The organism is Mucilaginibacter sp., assembly GCF_039921305.1.
Lineage (GTDB): Bacteria > Bacteroidota > Bacteroidia > Sphingobacteriales > Sphingobacteriaceae > Mucilaginibacter.
Genome location: NZ_JBDSCA010000082.1, coordinates 155,003 through 174,446, shown reverse-complemented (window position 1 = coordinate 174,446; position 19,444 = coordinate 155,003). Strand labels below are relative to the sequence as shown.

At 40.0% G+C, this 19,444-nt stretch carries 16 protein-coding genes; 1 reads left to right on the top strand and 15 read right to left on the bottom strand.

The features are described from left to right. Window positions 1–25: 25 nt before the first annotated feature. From ABIN91_RS24945 to ABIN91_RS24880, 14 genes are all read right to left on the bottom strand, one after another. Entirely contained in the window at window positions 26–379 is a 354-nt protein-coding gene (locus ABIN91_RS24945) for a helix-turn-helix transcriptional regulator (protein ID WP_348054502.1), read from the bottom strand. 269 nt (window positions 380–648) lie between these two features. Beyond that, window positions 649–1,305, bottom strand: coding sequence for a TetR/AcrR family transcriptional regulator (locus ABIN91_RS24940; RefSeq protein ID WP_348054500.1), 657 nt, complete (start codon window positions 1,303–1,305; stop codon window positions 649–651). A gap of 175 nt (window positions 1,306–1,480) precedes the next feature. Beyond that, the gene (locus ABIN91_RS24935; protein ID WP_348054498.1) at window positions 1,481–2,350 is read right to left on the bottom strand and encodes an AraC family transcriptional regulator; all 870 of its coding nucleotides are present in this window, start codon (window positions 2,348–2,350) and stop codon (window positions 1,481–1,483) included. Between the two features lie 28 nt (window positions 2,351–2,378). Further along, window positions 2,379–3,443, bottom strand: coding sequence for a transposase (locus ABIN91_RS24930; RefSeq protein WP_348054496.1), 1,065 nt, complete (start codon window positions 3,441–3,443; stop codon window positions 2,379–2,381). 809 nt (window positions 3,444–4,252) lie between these two features. Then, window positions 4,253–4,378, bottom strand: a complete 126-nt coding sequence (locus ABIN91_RS24925) for a hypothetical protein (protein WP_348054494.1) — start codon at window positions 4,376–4,378, stop codon at window positions 4,253–4,255. Between the two features lie 99 nt (window positions 4,379–4,477). Continuing rightward, window positions 4,478–4,984, bottom strand: a complete 507-nt coding sequence (locus tag ABIN91_RS24920) for a hypothetical protein (protein ID WP_348054493.1) — start codon at window positions 4,982–4,984, stop codon at window positions 4,478–4,480. 22 nt (window positions 4,985–5,006) lie between these two features. Next, a complete protein-coding gene (locus ABIN91_RS24915; RefSeq protein WP_348054491.1) occupies window positions 5,007–6,500 on the bottom strand; it encodes a thioredoxin-like domain-containing protein in 1,494 nt (497 codons plus the stop codon). Window positions 6,501–6,529: 29 nt separating this feature from the next. Continuing rightward, on the bottom strand, window positions 6,530–7,921 hold the full coding sequence (locus tag ABIN91_RS24910; protein ID WP_348054489.1) for a RagB/SusD family nutrient uptake outer membrane protein: 1,392 nt from the start codon (window positions 7,919–7,921) through the stop codon (window positions 6,530–6,532). A gap of 31 nt (window positions 7,922–7,952) precedes the next feature. After that, complete coding sequence (locus tag ABIN91_RS24905) at window positions 7,953–11,354, bottom strand: SusC/RagA family TonB-linked outer membrane protein (protein WP_348054487.1); 3,402 nt, start codon at window positions 11,352–11,354, stop codon at window positions 7,953–7,955. Window positions 11,355–11,698: 344 nt separating this feature from the next. After that, window positions 11,699–12,835, bottom strand: a complete 1,137-nt coding sequence (locus ABIN91_RS24900) for a FecR domain-containing protein (protein WP_348054485.1) — start codon at window positions 12,833–12,835, stop codon at window positions 11,699–11,701. A 126-nt stretch (window positions 12,836–12,961) separates the two neighbouring features. Then, a complete protein-coding gene (locus ABIN91_RS24895) occupies window positions 12,962–13,531 on the bottom strand; it encodes an RNA polymerase sigma-70 factor (protein WP_348054484.1) in 570 nt (189 codons plus the stop codon). Window positions 13,532–13,673: 142 nt separating this feature from the next. Further along, window positions 13,674–15,698: a conjugal transfer protein MobC gene (mobC, locus tag ABIN91_RS24890; protein ID WP_348054482.1), complete on the bottom strand. Its 2,025-nt coding sequence runs from the start codon at window positions 15,696–15,698 to the stop codon at window positions 13,674–13,676. 9 nt (window positions 15,699–15,707) lie between these two features. Next, a complete protein-coding gene (locus ABIN91_RS24885; protein ID WP_348054480.1) occupies window positions 15,708–16,949 on the bottom strand; it encodes a relaxase/mobilization nuclease domain-containing protein in 1,242 nt (413 codons plus the stop codon). Beyond that, on the bottom strand, window positions 16,934–17,344 hold the full coding sequence (locus ABIN91_RS24880; protein WP_348054478.1) for a mobilization protein: 411 nt from the start codon (window positions 17,342–17,344) through the stop codon (window positions 16,934–16,936). Before ABIN91_RS24880 ends, ABIN91_RS24885 begins: the two co-directional genes overlap by 16 nt. Window positions 17,345–17,883: 539 nt before the next feature. Here ABIN91_RS24880 and ABIN91_RS24875 point away from each other — a divergent pair. Further along, a complete protein-coding gene (locus ABIN91_RS24875; protein ID WP_348054476.1) occupies window positions 17,884–18,792 on the top strand; it encodes an RteC domain-containing protein in 909 nt (302 codons plus the stop codon). Window positions 18,793–18,796: 4 nt separating this feature from the next. Here ABIN91_RS24875 and ABIN91_RS24870 read toward each other — a convergent pair whose 3' ends face one another. After that, window positions 18,797–19,201, bottom strand: a complete 405-nt coding sequence (locus ABIN91_RS24870; RefSeq protein ID WP_348054474.1) for a DUF4160 domain-containing protein — start codon at window positions 19,199–19,201, stop codon at window positions 18,797–18,799. Between the last annotated feature and the right edge of the window lie 243 nt (window positions 19,202–19,444).

Below are 19,444 nucleotides of genomic sequence, written 5' to 3'. Positions count from 1 at the left end.
AAATCAGCACTTCAGGGGTATCCCTTTATGGGTTCAGGGTTTGGCTGTAGAGTTTCTTGTATAAATTGAGCTGTCCCTTTACCCCGAGTTTAGAGTAGGCGTTGCTCATATGTGATTCGACTGTTTTATCGGAAATAAATAGGATATCGGCGGCTTCTTTATAGGTACGTCCGTCAAGCACCAAGCGCACCGTATCGATTACCCTTGGTGTAAGCCCGGCTGCTTCACAGTTCATTTGAAATACTTTTTCCAATTCGGCTTTAGCTTCCCGCGCTTTAAGCCTTCTTTCTGCCTTATTTCTTCTGTGAATTTTAATGTTAATCAGCAGTAAACTAATCACAGCAATTGTCAAAAACAACGTTATCCAAAACCACAACATAATCCATAATCTTTAAGTTAGAAATCTGATTATAGCATAAACGCGGGCAATGAATGTTCAGGCCTTTGAAGGTACCGCTAAGTAACCCGGAGAGCCATGAACAAGCACGCCCGCGTTTAAGCGGGCATTGCACTTGCTCTTGGCTCTCCTTTTAAAAATTAGCGGTTTTTCAAAGGCCAAAGACGGTGAATGCGAATGTTATATTATATGTAATGAAACGTATCTCTGTGTTGTATTGTCATTTTTAATCCTCCGTAAATATAGGTAAACTAATTTTTTGTGTTTATTTTTTTATCAGCATCTTGCCAGGCCCATCCTAAGACCTGTTCAATTGCCTTTGTTAATTGCTGCCTATCTTTCGCGTTATTAATGTCCACGCCACTTACCGTGCTTTTATTATAGCGACCATGCAGCGTCAGATAATAAATCCCACCTAACAACAACGCAATGACAGCTCGGAAATTGACGTTGGTATTTTCAAAAAACGGATCGGTTAATTTTAGCAGTTTTTCACCTTCAATTTCCCGATTGCCAGAAATAGATTTAAGCAAAGGGTTAGCTTCACTAATCTGCCAAAGGATAATTTGCTGCATTTCTTTGTTATCACAGAATTGTCTGAAATTTTCCAGCATTATCCCGTTAATCAAACCGGCGAGTTCTTTCTTATCTGTAGTAGCACTCAACTGAACCTTCTTTAAAACTGGTGGCCAATAGTCTATTTTATTGATATAAGCTTTTTCCAATTCTTTTAAGGTTTTAAAATGGTAGCGGATAATATTTTTATCCTTACCAATTAAGGTAGTGATGTTTTTAGTAGTTAATCCACGGAAACCCTTTTCCGCCAAAACTTTGCCGACAGAATTTAACAAGTCGTTTTGGGTCTGTTCACTGTCCCTGATTTTAATAACTTTCCGTTTCGTTGGCATTTTATTTAGTGACTTTGGATATCAGTATGTTATATTCATTTTTTGAAGTTATTATTCATATCTAAACGTTGTACTGCTATAACTTCCCTTAATTCCTTTTAAGGGGAGTTATAGGGCAAGTCGATCAAACGCCAACTATTCCAAATTTCAAAAATTAACCCACATTAAATCATTATCAAACTGTCTTATTTAGTTGTAAGTCGTGCATCTTCTTACGAAAATTAGAAGGTGTCATTTTCTTTTCTCTCCTGAAAAAATAGGCGAAGTGTGCGTTATCGGCAAAATTGAGATCAATAATGATTTCTTTTATCAGCATATTGGTACCGCCCAATAAAGCTTCACATTCTGTCAGCAATCGGTCAGCAACTAAACGCTTAACCATTTTACCAAAATACTTTCTTGTAATTTCATTTAGTTTTCGTGCAGGCAAACCCAAAGCCTGGCTATAAAAGGGTGCATCTCGTTGAGTACAAAAATGAGCATTGATAAGCACTTTTAATTTGCGTAGAAGTTCAATCTTCGTGTTATCCTGAATAGGATTTGGATTAGTAAATAATCGATTGGTCTGAAAGAGTAAAAGCGATAAGTCGATATTTAAGCTACGCCCAAAAGGTTCATTTAATGCATCTTTCGCCGTTAAAGGGATAAGCGCTTGGAACACTGCGGTAACGGAATCATCTAAAAACACAAATGGCTGCCGGTTAAAATAATCAAACAGCCCATTTTGCTCATCCTGCGGATTAGATCGCAGATAATCGTCAAACAAGGTTTGTTTGAATAAGATAATATAACCGTCCTCCGGATATTCAAGCATTTGGTGAACATGCCCGTCATGCATAAAAAAGACTGTCCCCGGCACCAAATCGTAACTACGATAATTGATTCGGTGATAGCCTTTCCCTTTAATTGTCCAAAATAACATATAAAAGGAATGTCGATGAGGTTTGAAAGAGGAGGAATGGGGTAATTCGCTCAACCTGACAACTTGTACGGGGAACTCATTAAGCATTTTCTGAAAAGGGACACGAGCTAACTTACTTTCCATCTTTCTTGTCTTTATACGTCCCTTCAGGTTACATCAGAACATCATTAACCGCTTCAACTTTTTTCTGAATTATGCTATGAGTTGGACGCTCATAATTTTTTATATAGCACCTATCCTGGTTCAAACAAGCGAAAATCCGTAACACTAATTTAAAACGAACGGCATTCACAACCGACATCTTAGGTTTCCCTTCCTGGGTTTTACGTAGAAAATAAGCTTTAATTTCAGGATTACAGCGAATTGCCCCAAGCGCACACAAATGCAATAATGCCTTAATCTCTTTATTGGCGATGTGGGAAACCCTCGGTCTGTTTTTATGAAGTCCTGATTCGTCCCGGAAAGGAGCAATTCCTGCATAACAGGCAAATTTCTTTGCATCGCTAAAATCTCGCAGTTCATTCGTGGCAATGACAATCTGAAGCGCAGTTATCTGCCCTATATTAGGAACCGAGGTAATAATCGTGTTTATATGCCGCAATTTATCGTCATCCTTCATTACCTGCACAATAGCTTCGTTTACCCGCGCCAAATCTTGTTCAAGAGCTTTCAAACTATCTATTGAGAGGGCGGTTACCTGTGTCTGTATGCTTTTTTTAATAAAAGTTTGCTGCTCTTTCAGCGGAGTCCTTAAAGCTTTGATCGTGGCAACAAGCCGCTTTCTCAACGCGGATAAATACGCTAATTGGTCGATCACCGGCCTCCGATGGGTTTTCAGCACCAATTCATGCCGGTTCTTGTAAGCATAATTTGCGATACGCATTGAATCGATTTTGTCGTGTTTGCCGCGTATCTTTCCCAATGAATTTAAAATCTGCAAGGGATTTTCCCGCACAACATTCGTCTGGAACTTCCTCAGCGTCGAAAGCAAATGATTACAATAAATTCCAGTAGCCTCCATGCAAAACACCGCCCTGGTCATCACAAACTTTGGTAATATTTTTAATTCATTTACCAGGGACAATATATCATCAGGTTGATTTTTAATTTCCCGGTGAAACAAGAGATTACTTCCAGCCATAACTGCAATATCGAGCTTGTTCCTTGAAACATCGATGCCGATAAAATAAGTATAATTTATAGGTTTAATATTCATAATTAATAAATAGTAGGAGTAACGGCATAGCTTACTTATAGGTCTGACTATCTTCCTTGATTGCTGGTTAATACCTCACACCGAGCATAGATAAATTAACGGCATGGATTACGTCTTTTGTTAGGTCTTGATCCTCAGACTACGGGTAATGTGCCATGCCGTTATAAGTTCAAATAAACGACAGGTTGTACCTCTTTTGAGGACAATCCTAAGTTTCCGGATAATTCGCCATGCCGTTGATTTATATAATGGTTAAACAGCAAGTGCTTCAGTCATGAAATAGGTTTTAACCCTTACAGCTTATTAAGCCTTCTTCCCGTTTAACTTTCTTGTTAATTTATCAATCTTAATTAAACAGCAAGCGCTTCAGTCCTGCAATAGGTCCAACTCCTGCCAGGGGATTAAGCCCTCTTGCTGTTTATTTCTTTGCAGTCACCTATTTAATAGATAAACAGCAAGTGCTTCAGTCATAAAATAGGTTTTAGTCCTTACCGCCTATTAAGCCCTCTTGCCGTTTATCTCTTAACTGTTAATTTATATTCTATTACAAAAAAAACAGCAAGTGCTTCAGTCATAAAATAGGGTTTAACCCTTACCGCATATTAAGCCCTCTTGCTGATTCTATTGTAATTGGTGCTTATAAATAATAGGCCCAGATATCTGTAATTTTGAAACGCTTCAATTGATAGGCTGGTCGTCATCGTAAGAATCTTAAAAAGGCCCGCCGCTCCATCAGCGGGCGCTTTATCATTAATTAACTATTATTTTTCTCATAACTGAAATGAAAAACTAAAAGAACAGGGAGTATTTTAAAAGAACCCATCCAGCTCGTCACGGCCATTGATGCGGTTCCAGATCATTTTTATAATTATATACAGCAAAACAATAATCAGCAGGGCCAAACCAGCGAATATGCAGTTATCTGTAATATCCATTGGTGACTAAAAGGTTCGGCTTGCTTCATATGCTGCTGATTCTGACCCCAACATTTACAGCCAAAGATATTTAAGCGATAAAAGCTAATTTTAAACTTTTTATAGAAATTGGTTTTCAAAAACCCCTATTACTGTATAAGGCTCTTGATTGTCGTCTTGTTCTGTTAATGATATATTTAATACTTTACCATCGGCGGATAAAGTCCATAGCTCATTAACTGTTCGTAGTGTTTCTTCAGCCCGAGTTGTTTTTGATTTTTTTAATAAGCTTTTCTTATCACTGCTAATTTGGCAAGAAGACAGTCTTTTTAAATTGTCTTGAAGAGCATATTTTGTTTGGGTTCCGTCAAGCGAATATTTAGCAGGCGCAGTATTTCTCGTTTTTTCGTTTACTTTATTAATTATAGCGTCAATAAAAATTGAATCTGCCGTCATTGTTACCTGTAATTCGGCGGGAAATGAATAGGCTGGGTGGTCAGAAAGATCACTTTTTTCTTTATTGTAGTGCCAATTTCCTGAAAAATTCACCCTTTGTGCAATAGTTTGGAATGTGCATATGATTAATAAGCCTGTCAATCCACTTTTTAGTGTTTTTATAAAATTCATTTTTAACTTATAATTATTCAAATTACAACAAGGATTCTATTATTTTGATCATACCCACCCCGTGATCAATACGCGGGTCAGTTGGATAAGCTGAAGCAGTTTCCCCTTTTTTATTTATGATCAATAGCTGTGGAAACGAATCATAATTGTAGTATTTAACTAAGGGGTGATCGGTACCTTGGCCAAATAATGACAAGTGTAAAGCTCCAGGAATTGTATAAATTCCTTTTTTAAGACCTAAATCCCACCATTTTTTTTGCTTGTCAACATTAACACTGAGAAACACTACATTTTTGTTCAATGCATATTTCTCGTAAACCCTTTTCATTGCCGCAGGAATTTGTGTGCAACCTAAACATCCATTGAACCAAAAGTCAGCGATTATAATTTTGCCCCGTAAATCCGATAGCGAGACTATATTTCCTTTTTCATCTGGTAACTTGAAAGGGAATGCAAGCGAACCTTTACTAATTGATGTGGACAATTGAATGAAAATATTTTTATTTTCATCATTACTTAGGATTTCCTTCGATTTTGATATAAAATCAGAAATATCACCTTTGAAATAAGGCTTATTGATTAAGGAAAGCGTTAACAATTTATTACGCATCTTACCTTTATAGTGTTTATTAATAGCATTAAAAATTTCAGGATAAGTCACTTTACTTAAAGAATCAATATTTCGACCGCATGTAATTTCAACTACTTCTCGTAACAGGACGCTATTTGCATAATAAGCAGAATTTGAGGCTTGAATAGTGGTATCGGCATGGGGCATTTCCGAAAGTAACTGTTTAGCAAACTCTCTGGAAACGTATCTCATTGCCCTATCTTTACTCAAACCGTGTATATACAATGAATAAAACCATGACCAATCACTTTGTCCTAAAATGTCCAACCAAATTCGGTCATAAATGAAAGATGGCATGCTATCTTGATATACCTTCAGTATGTTTCGTTTCATATCTAACTGAATTTGAAGAAATTTCTCATACGTGTTAAATGCCTCCGAATACTTTGCTGAGTTATATATTTGATTATAGGCGGCGTTGGCACCGGCCGGTAATCGGCCTAAACTATATATATTCTGCTGACAGGAAAGACGAGTTGCTCCCGTCCCACTAAAATCGATCCAGCCGTCGTCGCGAAACAACATATTTATCAATTCGCCCTTGTGCAAAATATAAGTCACTTCAAGTGGATTACCCTGATTTATTAGCGTTTTTTCATCACCTGCGAGCAAAGAAAACGTAGCATCAAACCAATCGAAATCAACAGGCAAGATTAACCTGAATTGCCCATTAACAATTGTGGTATTATAAGTTTGAGTAAACATATTTTGTCCTTCAAGAGGGGCACCTGGTGTTAATACCTTGCATTCAAAGACTCCTCCATCTTTTGTTTTATCTAAAAACTTACCGACAAGTACTACACTGTCAGGCATGGCATTACCGTTAAAAGGCAGCCATATCATTGTGATTAAAAAGCTGATAAAAATTATTTTTATAATATTCATATTATCTTCGTAAATATGTATTAAATAAATTAGCGTGCATTTTGCTTAATACCACTAAGTATTATCTCATCATCAGGTATAGGGAATACATACAATGGAGAATTTGGTGGAATTGAATAAGTGACCCCATTTAGAATCCTTTTTAGCGTAATATTTGCTCCTTCCTTATTCAAACGGCGCAGATCGTCCCAGCGTAAACCATCCCGCCAAACCAGTTCTTTTCGTCGTTCTTGCAGGATTGTATTTAGAATTAAATTAGGCGTGCCTGCCGTGTAGGGAACATAAGTATTCTTAGCAAAGCGGTTTACCAAAAGTGCATTTAAATAAGTCATTGCTGAATTGACATCTTGCCGTCTTGCAGCGCATTCTGCTTTAATAAGATATATCTCATCTGTCGCCAAGCCTGTAAATGGTGAGCCATACCCAGAATAGCCGCGTTTCTCTTTTGTTAAGCCATTAGCCGTAATAAAATAAAGATTTCTCCTAAGATCGTTAGGTGCATAGGAGGCCAACAATGCGGTATCCACATTTAAGTTAGCCGGCGCATTATATAATGAATTATTATATCCGACCGCGGCGAAAGCCCAAAAAATATTCTCATTGTTTGTTTTAGGGAATGGAGTAGTTGAAGTTTTACTAACGGTATTATAGTTTATCAACTGATTATACAAAATAAGACAGCTATCAGCATAAACCTCTGCTTTCTGATAATTTCGCATGCTAAGATACAATCTCGCAAAAAGCGCATAGGCGGCAGGTTTACTTGCCCTGTTGCGGCTTACCACGGGAACATCTCCCTTTAATAATTGACACGCGCTGCTTAAATCATTGATAATTTGCTGATAAGTTTGTTGTACGCTTGAACGTTGAATTATCTCGTTAACATTTGGCGATAGCCTTAGAGGAATGCCCAGGTCAGTTGTTTCAGTTGCCTGATCATAAGGAGGGGCGAAATTTTTGGCAAGATCAAAGAAGGCGAACGCCCTTATAAAATATGCCTGACCTTTAATGTCATTATATTCATTTACATTAGTAGCATTGACAGTTACAGAACCTAAGCCGTTCAAAACACTATTCGCATAAAAGACCGACAAATAAGGTGAATTCCAGTCGCTCCTGGCTACTTCTCCGCCAAATAGATCTTTGCTCCATAAATACGCGTTCCTTTCGGTTGGCGTACTTGCTTGCCAAGCTGCCTCATTAATTAGATAATAGTCATCGCATGATAATTGCGGAAGAGATGAAGACCTGTTAACATTGCCATTGTCAATTAACTGCTGAAAATCTGACAGCGATGTCGGGCTAATAATTGAAGTACTTGGCTTTGCGTCCAGAAAATCTTTCTTGCAACCGAAAGATATACCTATAATAATCAGCATCAAGCCTGTTAATAGGCTCTGATAGTGTTTGTTATTTTTCATATAAATAATTTTATAACTGTGTACATTAAAATTAAAATCCAACCCTGACACCAAAGGCAATCGATTTGGTTGCTGGAGAAACGAATGGCGAATCAGGATCGAGTCCATCGTGATTAGCCCGCCAAAGGATAGCCAGGTTATTAGCATAAACATAGAATTGGATCGTTTTGACAGGCAATCCTGGGGCTGAGTTTTTATCCAGTGTATATCCTAATTTAACATCCTGCAATCTTATATTATCCGCACGGTCAATCAGCGAATTTGAATAAGTATAAAGGAGATCCCGGTTTGGATCGTTAGGATAAATCATAGCGGGGACAGTCGTTGTATTTTCATCTCCTGGTTTTTGCCACCGTTTTGCAAAATCAGCTTGTTGGTAAAAGCCGTTAAATAATGTAGAATAATTCAATGAAGTCTTGCGGAAATAATAATCCAATTTGTAGCCGATACCTATTGAAAGATCAATCTTTTTATACCTGAAATTATTGATTATACTTCCAAAATATAATGGTGTTGCGGAACCATTATAGGTAATATTTGATGGATTTGCTGAGTTTACGATGGATGCGTAATCTTCGCTAAGTTGCCCGTTCAAATAACCTTGAGGATTTCCTTTTGCATCCAGTTTTGTCGTGGGAAAGCTAAAAATTGAATAAAGAGGATAGCCTACTAAGGGGTTCAAATAGTTGCCCTGTGCAATCTCCTCATCAGTACCAGTAATTGCCTGGTATTTAGTGACTTTATTTTTATTATAGTTAAAAAGCACCATTGCATCCCAATGAAATGGCGATTGTAGTAATTTAAGATTAAGTACGACATCAACTCCACTTGTACGCATATCAGCGGAATTTCCTCTAAACTGAGTCACGCCTGATTGTGGTGCAACAGGACTATTGGCTATAAGGTCCGTACTATTTTTAATATAGTACTCTATTGACCCGGTTATCAGGTCATTTTTTAATCCAAAATCCAATCCCAGATTCGTTACTCCGACTTTTTCCCACCTCAAACCAGGATTAGGCGGATTAGTAATTACAGAATAAGGTGCGTTAAAAGAATTAACTTGTCCTCCTGATGAAACAGCAGTAAGGTATGCCGTCGTCGATTTATCCGTGTTTCCGTTATAACCATACGTTGCTCTGAAAGATAATAATGGCATCGCCTCCCAATGATAGAATGATTCCTGATTGATCTTCCATGCCAAACCGGACGACCAGAGTGGAACCCCTTTTTGATTCGTACTGACACCAAATATATTGGATTCATCCCGGCGTGCACTTGCGGAAATGATATACCGTTTTTTGTAACTGTAAGAAGCATTGGCAAAGTAAGATCGATTTCTATCAATAGTGCCATTACTGTTTATGCCAGCAGGAATCTGTCCAGTGTTATAACCATAAAATTGCGGGTAATCACTTGCAAAGTTAATTGACTGGTTTGCATTTACCGCGGTTAACGGATTGTAACCATACTGGGTAAAACTATTGTCAAAGCTATTATAACTACTGACCTCATAACCAGCCAAAGCCGTCAGCCGGTGATCACTGCCAAATTGCCGGTCAAAGTTTAATTGTAAGCGACCTGTGTTAAGGGTATAATAACTATTGTCATTCAGAACGATATCCCCGGCCGGAAAAATTTGTGTCACTGAACCTGTAACCGGGTCTATCTGAGAATAGGTATTAACCAGATTGCGCGTGTAATAAGAGTTTGCAGTATTATCCTGGTTGAAATCAGTAGTGCCTTTTTCATACAGATAATAGGCAGATAATTGTAACCCCGACAATATTTTTAAGGAAACCTGGTTACTAAGCCGATAATCTGTTAAAGTGGTTGTCTGGTTCGGTTTATTATCATTTAGTGGTATATCCCTCCAGTCCAAAAGCTTACCCCCGCCTGCTGTGTCAATATACGAAGTACGCAGACCGTTCACGACAGCAAGATTGTTACCGGACGCATCTTTAAGCATCTCGTATGGATTTGAAGGTACGAAGCTATTGCTGTTTTGTTTGGTAGTACTTTGAGTAAATTGAATTCCTGATGTCCATTCCAGCCTGTTCTTTATTAGGGAATAGGTATTGTTAGCGTTTAATGTCACCCTTTTATAGCTATTTGTAACTAAAGGCTGAAGATTGTCATCGAAGCCAGCTGATATATAATATTTATTGGAATTACCGCCACCTGCTACGCTTAGGGCATATTGTTGACTAACGGGTTTACGATAAAGATATTTACCGAGGTCTGATCTTACATCATTATTCGCTAATGCATTCAATTGTGCGTTCATTTGGGCCGTTGAAAGTTGCCCGTTTTGATTTGCATTCAAAATTGCTACCGCTGGCGAAATGGCACTATAGCCGTCACTTACGTTGTAGTAATACCCCTGATTGAACAAATATTTTTCAACGCCGATGTATTGGGCGGACGTAAGTTGAGGTGTATAGTATAAATTTGGTTTATCGGCAATGGTGATATTTGAATTGAAATTTACCTGTGGCGGTGTGTTTGCCTTTCCTTTCTTAGTAGTAATTACGATCACGCCGTTACCAGCCCGTACACCCCAAATACTTGCGGCAGCAGCATCTTTCAATACGGTTATACTTTGAATATCATTAGGATTAATATTGCCTAAATCTCCCTCATAAGGGAAATTATCGAGCACAATTAAAGGCTGATCATTTGCGAAAAGTGTACTTGTTCCCCTGATGGTAATATTACTGCCATTAGGATTTTGTTTGTTTTGATTGAATATTAATCCGCTTGTAACACCATTCAAACGGTCAAGTATATTTGTGCTTACACTTCGATTAATAAGCATACTATCAATAATATCAAATGACCCTGTAGCTCGCTCTTTTGGTAATTCCTGATAACCAGTACTCACCACCACCTCATTCAACCGACTTACCCCCTCACGCAAAACCACATTATGCACCACAATACCCTCCGTCACCGAAAACGTATAAACATTATACCCAATGAAACTAACCGCGATCTGATCACCAGCCTGCGCATTCAGCGCAAACTCACCGTCAACATTCGTCAACACCGCCATTTTACTATTCTTATCCAGTACCGTCGCACCAACTAAAGGCTTACCTAAAGTATCCACAACCTTACCTAACACCTTCACCGGCACAACCGGCTTATCCACCGCAGGCACCACAACCTTCCGTTTCAATAAGATATTCTTATCCACCATCTTATAACTTAGCGGCAAATCCTTTAGGCATTTTTCCACAGCCTCGGTAACTGGCACATTACTCACCTCTATGCTCACCGTCAAACTTTGCACATCCTTACCCGTGTACAGGAAAACATAACCAGTTTGCTTTTCAATCGTATGCAGCACCTTTTCCAAAGGCGCATGGCTCTCCTTCAGCGTAACCTGGCCCAGCACTACCGAAGCACTGGCCTGTAGCAGCCCGATCATTAAAAGAAGGGTAATTAAATTGATCCGCATCCAAATACTTTTTAAGGTCGGAAGATTCCGGGTGAAAACAGGGCCATTCGGCAGAGATCGCTGGGGAGGGGGCCATGCCTCCGGCTTTGCCATCGTAATCGCGTTTAAATTCATTAGATTTGCAATGTTTGGGTTAATACAGAAAATAGTTCACCAATTGTTTTTTATCCCGATCCGTCGGGAGGGGTTAACCCGGATATTTCCGCAGGAGTCTTCGACCACTCTTGCGGTTTTTTCTTTTGTAACCATTTGTCTCTTTTGTTCTCGTAAACTTAAGCCATAGGCAAATCTGTTTTTAAGGGTTAATCAATCTATTAGGGTGTTACTATAATTTTCTTTTGATTCCCGCTTCCTTCGATGCGGAAATTCACATTGAAGTATTTGAGGATGTCCAGCACCTGAGAAGCATTCACGTTTCGGTGCAGCTTACCATTAAATACCGTTTGCGGCATCTTTCCTTCATATTCGACCTGCACATCATACCAGCGTGATAATTGGCGCATCACTATTGGCAAATCCGTATTCTTGAACTGGAATAATCCATCTTTCCAAGCAACCACATCCTCGGTATCTACGGCCTTCACACTGATATTACCCGCGTCCGCAATCGTGGCCTGCTCACCCGGCTTTAACAGCGCTTCCCGGCTACCTTTAGTTATTCTTACACTACCTTCTAATAGCGTTGTTTTCATTACGGGTTCATCGTTATAGGCATTAATATTGAAATGCGTACCCAATACTTCCACCGTTTGCCCATTGGAACTTACCCGGAACGGTTTGGCCTTATTATGCGCCACCTCGAAATACGCTTCGCCGGTAATGGCTACCTCACGGTCTTTACCCTTGAACGCGGTAGGGAATGTGATCGAGGAAGCGGCGTTCAGCCAAACATGGCTGCCGTCGGGTAACACCACTTGGTATTGCCCACCGCGTGGGGTGGTAATGGTGTTATAAGCGAGTTTAGGAGCGGCGTTGTCTTTGCCAGCTTTGGCATCATAGGCTATCTGCCCGTCGGCTGTTTTATTGATCGCCGTATTACCCTGGGCAGCAAGGTGGCCGTTCTTGGCACCGGTTAAAATGATCCGCTGCCCATTAGCCAGTGTTAAGACCGCTTTATTACTACCCGGCTTAATATCGTTTTTGGCCATTAAAGCCGAAGGCTGGTGCTTGTTTTGCTGATAAAAATAAAATCCCAATCCGAGGAATAGCAGGATCGACGCGGCGGCAGCGATACGCGGCCATAAGCGGATGACTTTGGGCTGGACATCGGGATCAGGCGGTAAGCCTGCCATGATCTGCGCATTGCGCACTTCGTAATCGGGCAATTCCAGCAAATCTTTTTGCCGGGCGGCTAATTGGTTATACCAGATTTCGACCTGTGCCTGTTCTTCGGACGTGCATTCCCCCGCCAGGTATTTGTCGATCAGTGCTTTGGCAATTTTTTGATCCATTGTTTGGTAATAGCTGTCCCTTTTTGTATGATGACGCACTACCGGGACTAAAGTGGTACGCGGTTTATAAAAAAAGTTAATAATAATTTAAGGTGGAGTTTACAGGGGGAAGTCTGGGGCTTCTGATCAAAGCAGCAGGGTAAACAAAAAGGCATCCAGCTTCAGGCGAAGGGTTTTCATGGCCTTGTAAATTTGTTTTTTTACGGTTTCGTCCGCGATGTTCAGTTCCTGTGCGATCTGGCTGTGCGAAAGGCCGTCTTTCCGACTGAGTTCAAATACCTCCCGCATTTTAGGCGGCAGCTTGCTGATCTCCATTTCGACCTGTGCCGACAACTCCCGGTAGCGTACCTGTTCGTCGGTTACCATTTCACCTTTTTCGATGATAGTGACCAAGGAATCCAAATAGCTTTCGTGTACTTTACTGTGGCGGATGCTGCTGACGATACGGTTTCGTACCGCGGCATACAGGTAAGCCTTAATGGAAATGTTAATGTTGATTTCTGTGCTTTTGATCCAGATGGTGGTAAATACGTCCTGTACAATATCTACCGCGGCATCCTCGTCCTGCAACATTTTGCGGGCATGATGGAATAAAACGGCCCAGTAACGCTTGTAGAGTTCGGTGAACGCAGCATGGTTTCCCGACTTTAATAAGTCAACCAATTCCTGATCCGAAGGGGTGCTTTGCGTTGCCAAAATGCGTTAAGTTCAAACGAATTTAACAAAAAGTTGGCGCAAAGTAAATAATCGGCTTTAAATAAGGCTCTATAAAGTGTTAAATGCTATTAAGCAATCCTGTTTTTGTGAAAAAGGCAATTGGGCTTTGGTTTTTTATACGCTATAAGGATAAACTGCGTTTTTCCTTTTTCTGCGGTTGCTTACGTTGACCCCTTGCCAGCTTCTTCGGCTCGACAATAGCCCCGGCAGGGTTGCGTCTGGCCAATTCTTCTTCGATCAATCCCATAATATCCGTTTTTACCTTGTTATAATTCTCCATAATTTCTTCTTCGCTTACCTCCCTGATTTTTGGCAACGGTTGGTAGGCTGCTTCCTCTTTTTTAATGGCCTCATGGTCATTGATGATCTCATTATGAAATATCTTTAAGTCTATCTTGTTAGTAGGCTCGTCTGCTACCATACCGACAAACTCGCCTGATGATAGCGTGGAAATTTTCGAGGCTGGTATCGCATAATCTAATTGGGTTGATTTACTAACGGAAGTATCCATACTATTAATCGATAAACTTTCCTTTACCTGGTTGATTTTACCGAAACGCTCGGATAATTGTTTGGCAGTATCGCCCGTCACTTGCCCACTAATTACATTACCGACAATATTCATAATAACCTCGGCTTGCTCCCTGCCATAATCTTTTTTAAGCTGGCTATAGTCCTGGATGCCTAACGTTGTGGCTACCTTATTAGAACGTGCGGTAGCCATCAGCCCGTCAATATTATTCAGATAAATGGTGGGGAACTCGTCAAAAATCAGGCTGCTCTTTAATTGCCCTTTACGATTGACCAACTTGATCATTCTTGAAACGTAGAGCGATAGCACCGCCCCATACGTTTGTATCTTTTGCGGATTATTTCCGACGCAAACGATTTTCGGCGCTTCGGGATTATTGATGTCCAACGTAAAATCATTACCTGTTAAAACGTAATAAAGTTTAGGTGATGCCAAACGCCCCAGGCTTATTTTGGCGCTGGCGATCTGCCCCTCCAACTGGTCGGTGGCATCGTTGATAAAAGCGGAAATAAAAGGATTTATCAATACTTCTATTTCGGGCTCCATTTGTAGCACCGGAAACAACTGTTCATAATCTGTTTGTATTAATTCAATAACGTGTGGTAACGTACAATAGATACCATCCTTGTATTTACGCAAATACCAAATTACAGCCGTCACAAAATTGATGGGAGATTCCACAAAGAAATCACCTTGCTTTCGTATCCAATCCTTATTTAGCCCCAACATGATCGTGCGGCTGGCTTCGGTCGCATCGGTGATGTCTTCCATACTTTCCGGGTCGAGCGGGTTACAGCGGTACTTCGGATTGTCCAAATCAATGGTATAAAACCTTGGTTTAACTTTATAGTTCTTATAATATTTAAGCAGGGCGTTATAAGCAATTCGCGACAAGTCGTCAAACTTGAAATCATATAAGAACATGCTAAAGCCCTTTTTTATATGCTGTTCGATAACATGCCGGATAACAAAATAGGTTTTACCGGCACCGGGTGTGCCAATTACAAGCAAGCCCCTGAATAGGTTGATGAAATTAATCCAGCTTTGCCTTACCTTCCCTTTAAGGATATATTGAGCGGGCAGGTTAACGGAAAATTCGTTTTCTATTAGCTGTTCGTGTTGGGGAAAAGTTTCATTTTCATTATTAAATATGTCTTTACCCAAAGTGATTTTTATTAAACGTGATAACCGACTTGCACCTGTCAATATCAGTAAGTAGCCGGTTAGGGTGGTAACAATATAGAATAAAGCAACTTGCTTATTGCCGGATTGAAAGCTCAGGCATAGATGACTAAGTGCGTAAATGAGCACTCCTGTTATCAGGTAGGCTATTACGCTTTCTTTATTGATCTTTTCTTCTTTGCGGCCTTTGACCCCGATTTGCGATATAGCCAATAGTAGTATAGCCGCCGCTTTGCTCAAAAGTTCGCTTTTGAACAAAGGCAGTTTGCTTAATGGGGTAATGACCTTATCTATAAGTGGTGCTGTCCAGCCCCATTCATGGAACGCGCCGTAGCTGTATAAATAAAAATGGATCGCCAGCATCAGAAGGCTGGCCAACCTGGTAAAATCCATGATCTTACGCAGGGCCTGTATGTTTTCTCCGGTTTGCATAGTAGTACTTTAAATGCTTATTTTTTTCTTTTTACGGCGTTTCCGCTTAGGCAGGAATGAACCGTTTTCCTGCGTGGGTTTTAGCAATGCTTCCAATGGATTTGCTGAAAATTTTATTTGGTCTTGTTTATAGTTGTTGGATAGGCGGTTGTTATCCGTTCTCTGTTGTGGGTTACTCTTTGCCATTAGTAAAGGGTAACCTTGCTTAAATTGGTCTGTTAACGTTTTAGCGGTATACCTTTTACCTAAATCGCTGCCGTTAAAAACCGTTTTGCTCTGGTGATCTACAAAGGTGATCCCGTAAATCTGACCTCCATCGCTTCGCCGGAATAAAACGGCTATCCCCTGTTTTTTAAGTGCCTCCGTGAAAGTTTGCTCGTTGTACTTACCCGTATTCAGGACGGTATCAATCCGGGTTTTTAAGGCTGGTTTAAATTCCTGGCGGTTTTCCTTATGCTGAATAAACTGCTTTTCCAAATAGGTTAAAGTTGGTTTGGTATACAGGGAACTTGATTTGATCGATATGCCTACCTTATTGCCGTGTTCGTTCAACAAACTGTAAACTAATCCTTTCTTTTGAAACATGGCCGTGTCTTCTGCACCCCGTTCAGCAATCACATTAAACTGTTTCAATATGGCATTGAGTTCGGCAATTGAAGCGTATTTGTAACTACTGATTACCCCGTTTACCGTATTACTGATTGCTCGTTTGGTTGGTGTTTTGCCATACAAAGCTTTTTCGAGGTTTACCGGTTTGATCGCTGGGTCGGGTTTATATTGCTTGCCTTTTGCTTTGACCAGGTTAAATTCAACCTCTATTTCTTCTCTTGCTTTTTTGGATTTAAGCAAGCCAATATTATGCAGATTAATAGCTTCTCCATTGGCCTGTATATTGGTGGTAACAAGATGCACGTGGTCATGTGCCGCGTCATGATGGCGGTAAGCTAAGTAAGGCTGGTCGCCAAAACCGATCTTGTCCATGTAAGCAATGGCGATCCTTTGCAAGGTTGCATCGTCCATTTTTTCGACCGCATCAAAATTGAGGGAAATATGCAGGGTGTTGGTTTTTACACTTGGTTTAAGCATCATTAGGTTTTCAAACCGCTGTAATCTTTGGTGGAAATTCATTTGGTCAACATCCCCCGCAAATCCGCTGGCCAGCAATAAATCTGCCTGGCCTTCCAATACCTTGTTTTCATTGTATTGCAATGCGCCTCTCAATTTTTTTCCGATAATTATTTTGGCAACCATTTTTGACTAAGCTGGTTAATGATCCGTAAGATTTCGTCTGTCCGCTTATCAACGGATTGGTAAAGTTTTGCGACCTGCAATAAGTGAGAATCGGTTGACTGCCCCTTTTTATTGGCAATATGATAACCACGGGTTAGCTGGTTAATATTGATACCAATGGCTTTAAGTTCTTTTCGTATTAAGGCCAATTCCTCCATTGCGCTGTTCAACGTCATATCTTTATAAAAGAGCGTGATCTTTTCTTGGCTAAGTAGCTTTCGTGCCACTTCGCCAACGCTATGACAATCGCTGCTTTGCCTGATCTTATCCAGCCGGTTAAAGGCGGCTTTGGTTAATCTCGTTCGGACAAAGTGGGTAAGCACAGCTTCAGGATTGGCGTACTTTTTTCGTGGCATTTACTTTTTTCTTATCGCAAGCAAAGGGGCAAGTTCCGCCGCCCCTGGTTTTCTTGTGGCAACAAGCAAAGTGATTTTCGTGGACGAAAATACATCTTTGCTGGGCTCACGCGAGGCCAACGGACTTTACGAAAAGCCTGCTTTAGCTTCCGGTTTTAACACTGCTTTTTTTTGATACTGATTGTGGTTAAGGTTGGCTTGATTAATGGTCGGGCGGCTTTAATTTTTCCGGTTTCATGGCGGTTATTGTTTCCGCCAAAGATGCCGCCCTGCGCCGCGGATCATTCCCATGCTGTTCCTACGGATGGGAGATTTTAGGTTGAGGCCGGTTTAGGCGTCTGAAACCCTTTGCCACATGAATCAGGTTAACATCATGTTGGCGCTGTTGGTTATCTACCAGGTAGTAACCCACCACAAAAAACGCAAGTAATTGATTATGAAAAATTTAAAGATCAGACCACCGCCAAAATGGGCGGTTTTGTTAACAATTCACCACTGTAAGCAATAAAATTGCTTATTTTAGTATCTATAAACATCCTATGGAAGAACTACAATTTTTCTGTACTGACCTGATCGACCAGATGGGAGAAGAATTATTGAGCTTACGACTTGAATATCCTAAGCCTGCTCAATGGTCGCAACATTCAATACCTTACTTAGAAAAATGCCTTGATCGCCTGCAAAAGTTTGTGACTAAACATCCTTTTAATAAGCGTTCGGAAGAGATCTATTTTTTTAAAGAGGTAAAGCCTGTTATCATGGGCAGGCTCATTTATATGTGCGAAGTCCATAACAAAGAAATGTTCCGGCCATTTGATTGTGCTGAAGAAAAAGATTTCTTGGCCGATGAGGTTGACGAGATTGATTTATTTTTTAAGCAGCATGAAAGTTTGTACAGCTATTACAAAGATGGCCTGGAAACATTGGACATCCGGTTTTTTGTACGGCAGGTTGAGGACAGGTTTAATTTTCGCGATTTACCAATAGAAATAGACCCGGTTTTCTTTTACGGGCAAAAAGGGTTCTCTACCGGATTTGATTACCTATTTGCTAAATTCCGCGCTTATGAGTTATTACGGGATCATTTAGAAAATGAACTGGAAGCCTTATTGGTCGTCGGTGATGAGGTACCACCGGAAGAAATCAAATTTACAGGTAGTGCAGCTGACTTTGTGCAATTCGTCGAACTTTTGAAAGAAGTGGGTAGACCAGTAAATCCTGAAACAAATGAGCCAGCCACCGACGAGGAAATTTTTGAGTTGATGAAAGGGTTGCTTAAACCTGATTTACGTGATGATGTTGATTTTAATACGCTGAAATTGACCAGCGGCAACAGTGATTTGCCGGAGCGAATGATTGAATCATTGGATAAGCTGCATAAGCAATGGGAAGACGAGGAAAGAGATATAGATTATAATAACGAGGGGGAAGACAAGCCAAAAGAATAAATGCCTATTGTTTTCTTTTATTCCAGATCATCGTCATGACTGTTTGGGTTTTCATGTCTGCATGAAACGCTTGTATCCGTTTTAAATCTTTATTGCCAATATCCCCGCCCAGATAGTTACAATCTTCGATGGTAAATTTTGCATCAACACTTTTGTCTTTAGATATTACATGAAAGTGCGGTGGGTTATGGTCATTGGAATAAATGATGATTTGCATATTTTTTATATAGTCCACATGCTGCTTGTCAATAATGTTCTTTACTACATCCTCGTAAGGAGCAGTCATATAAAAATCCAGTATCGGCGTTAGTGTTTTTTCTTCTATCATCTTTACTAAGATAGTGATATATCCCATGCCGTTCCCATCAATGGGAATGCTTGTTTTGTTACTACTTGATTTTTGCTGCATATAATAAAAGCAAATCATGGGAAAACATTATCATCATGACGGATTGATCAAGCCCGAAGTCGCCGTTAGTGTTCTCAAAAAAAATGGAATTACGGTCACATTAGAGGAAGCAAAATCAATTCTCGATTTTATGTATTTTTTAGCTAATCTATCTATAGATCAGCACTTTATAGATAATAAAAGCTTAGATAAAACGTTATAATTGAGTAACTTAACGTTATTAATCATTCAAACTTTAACGGA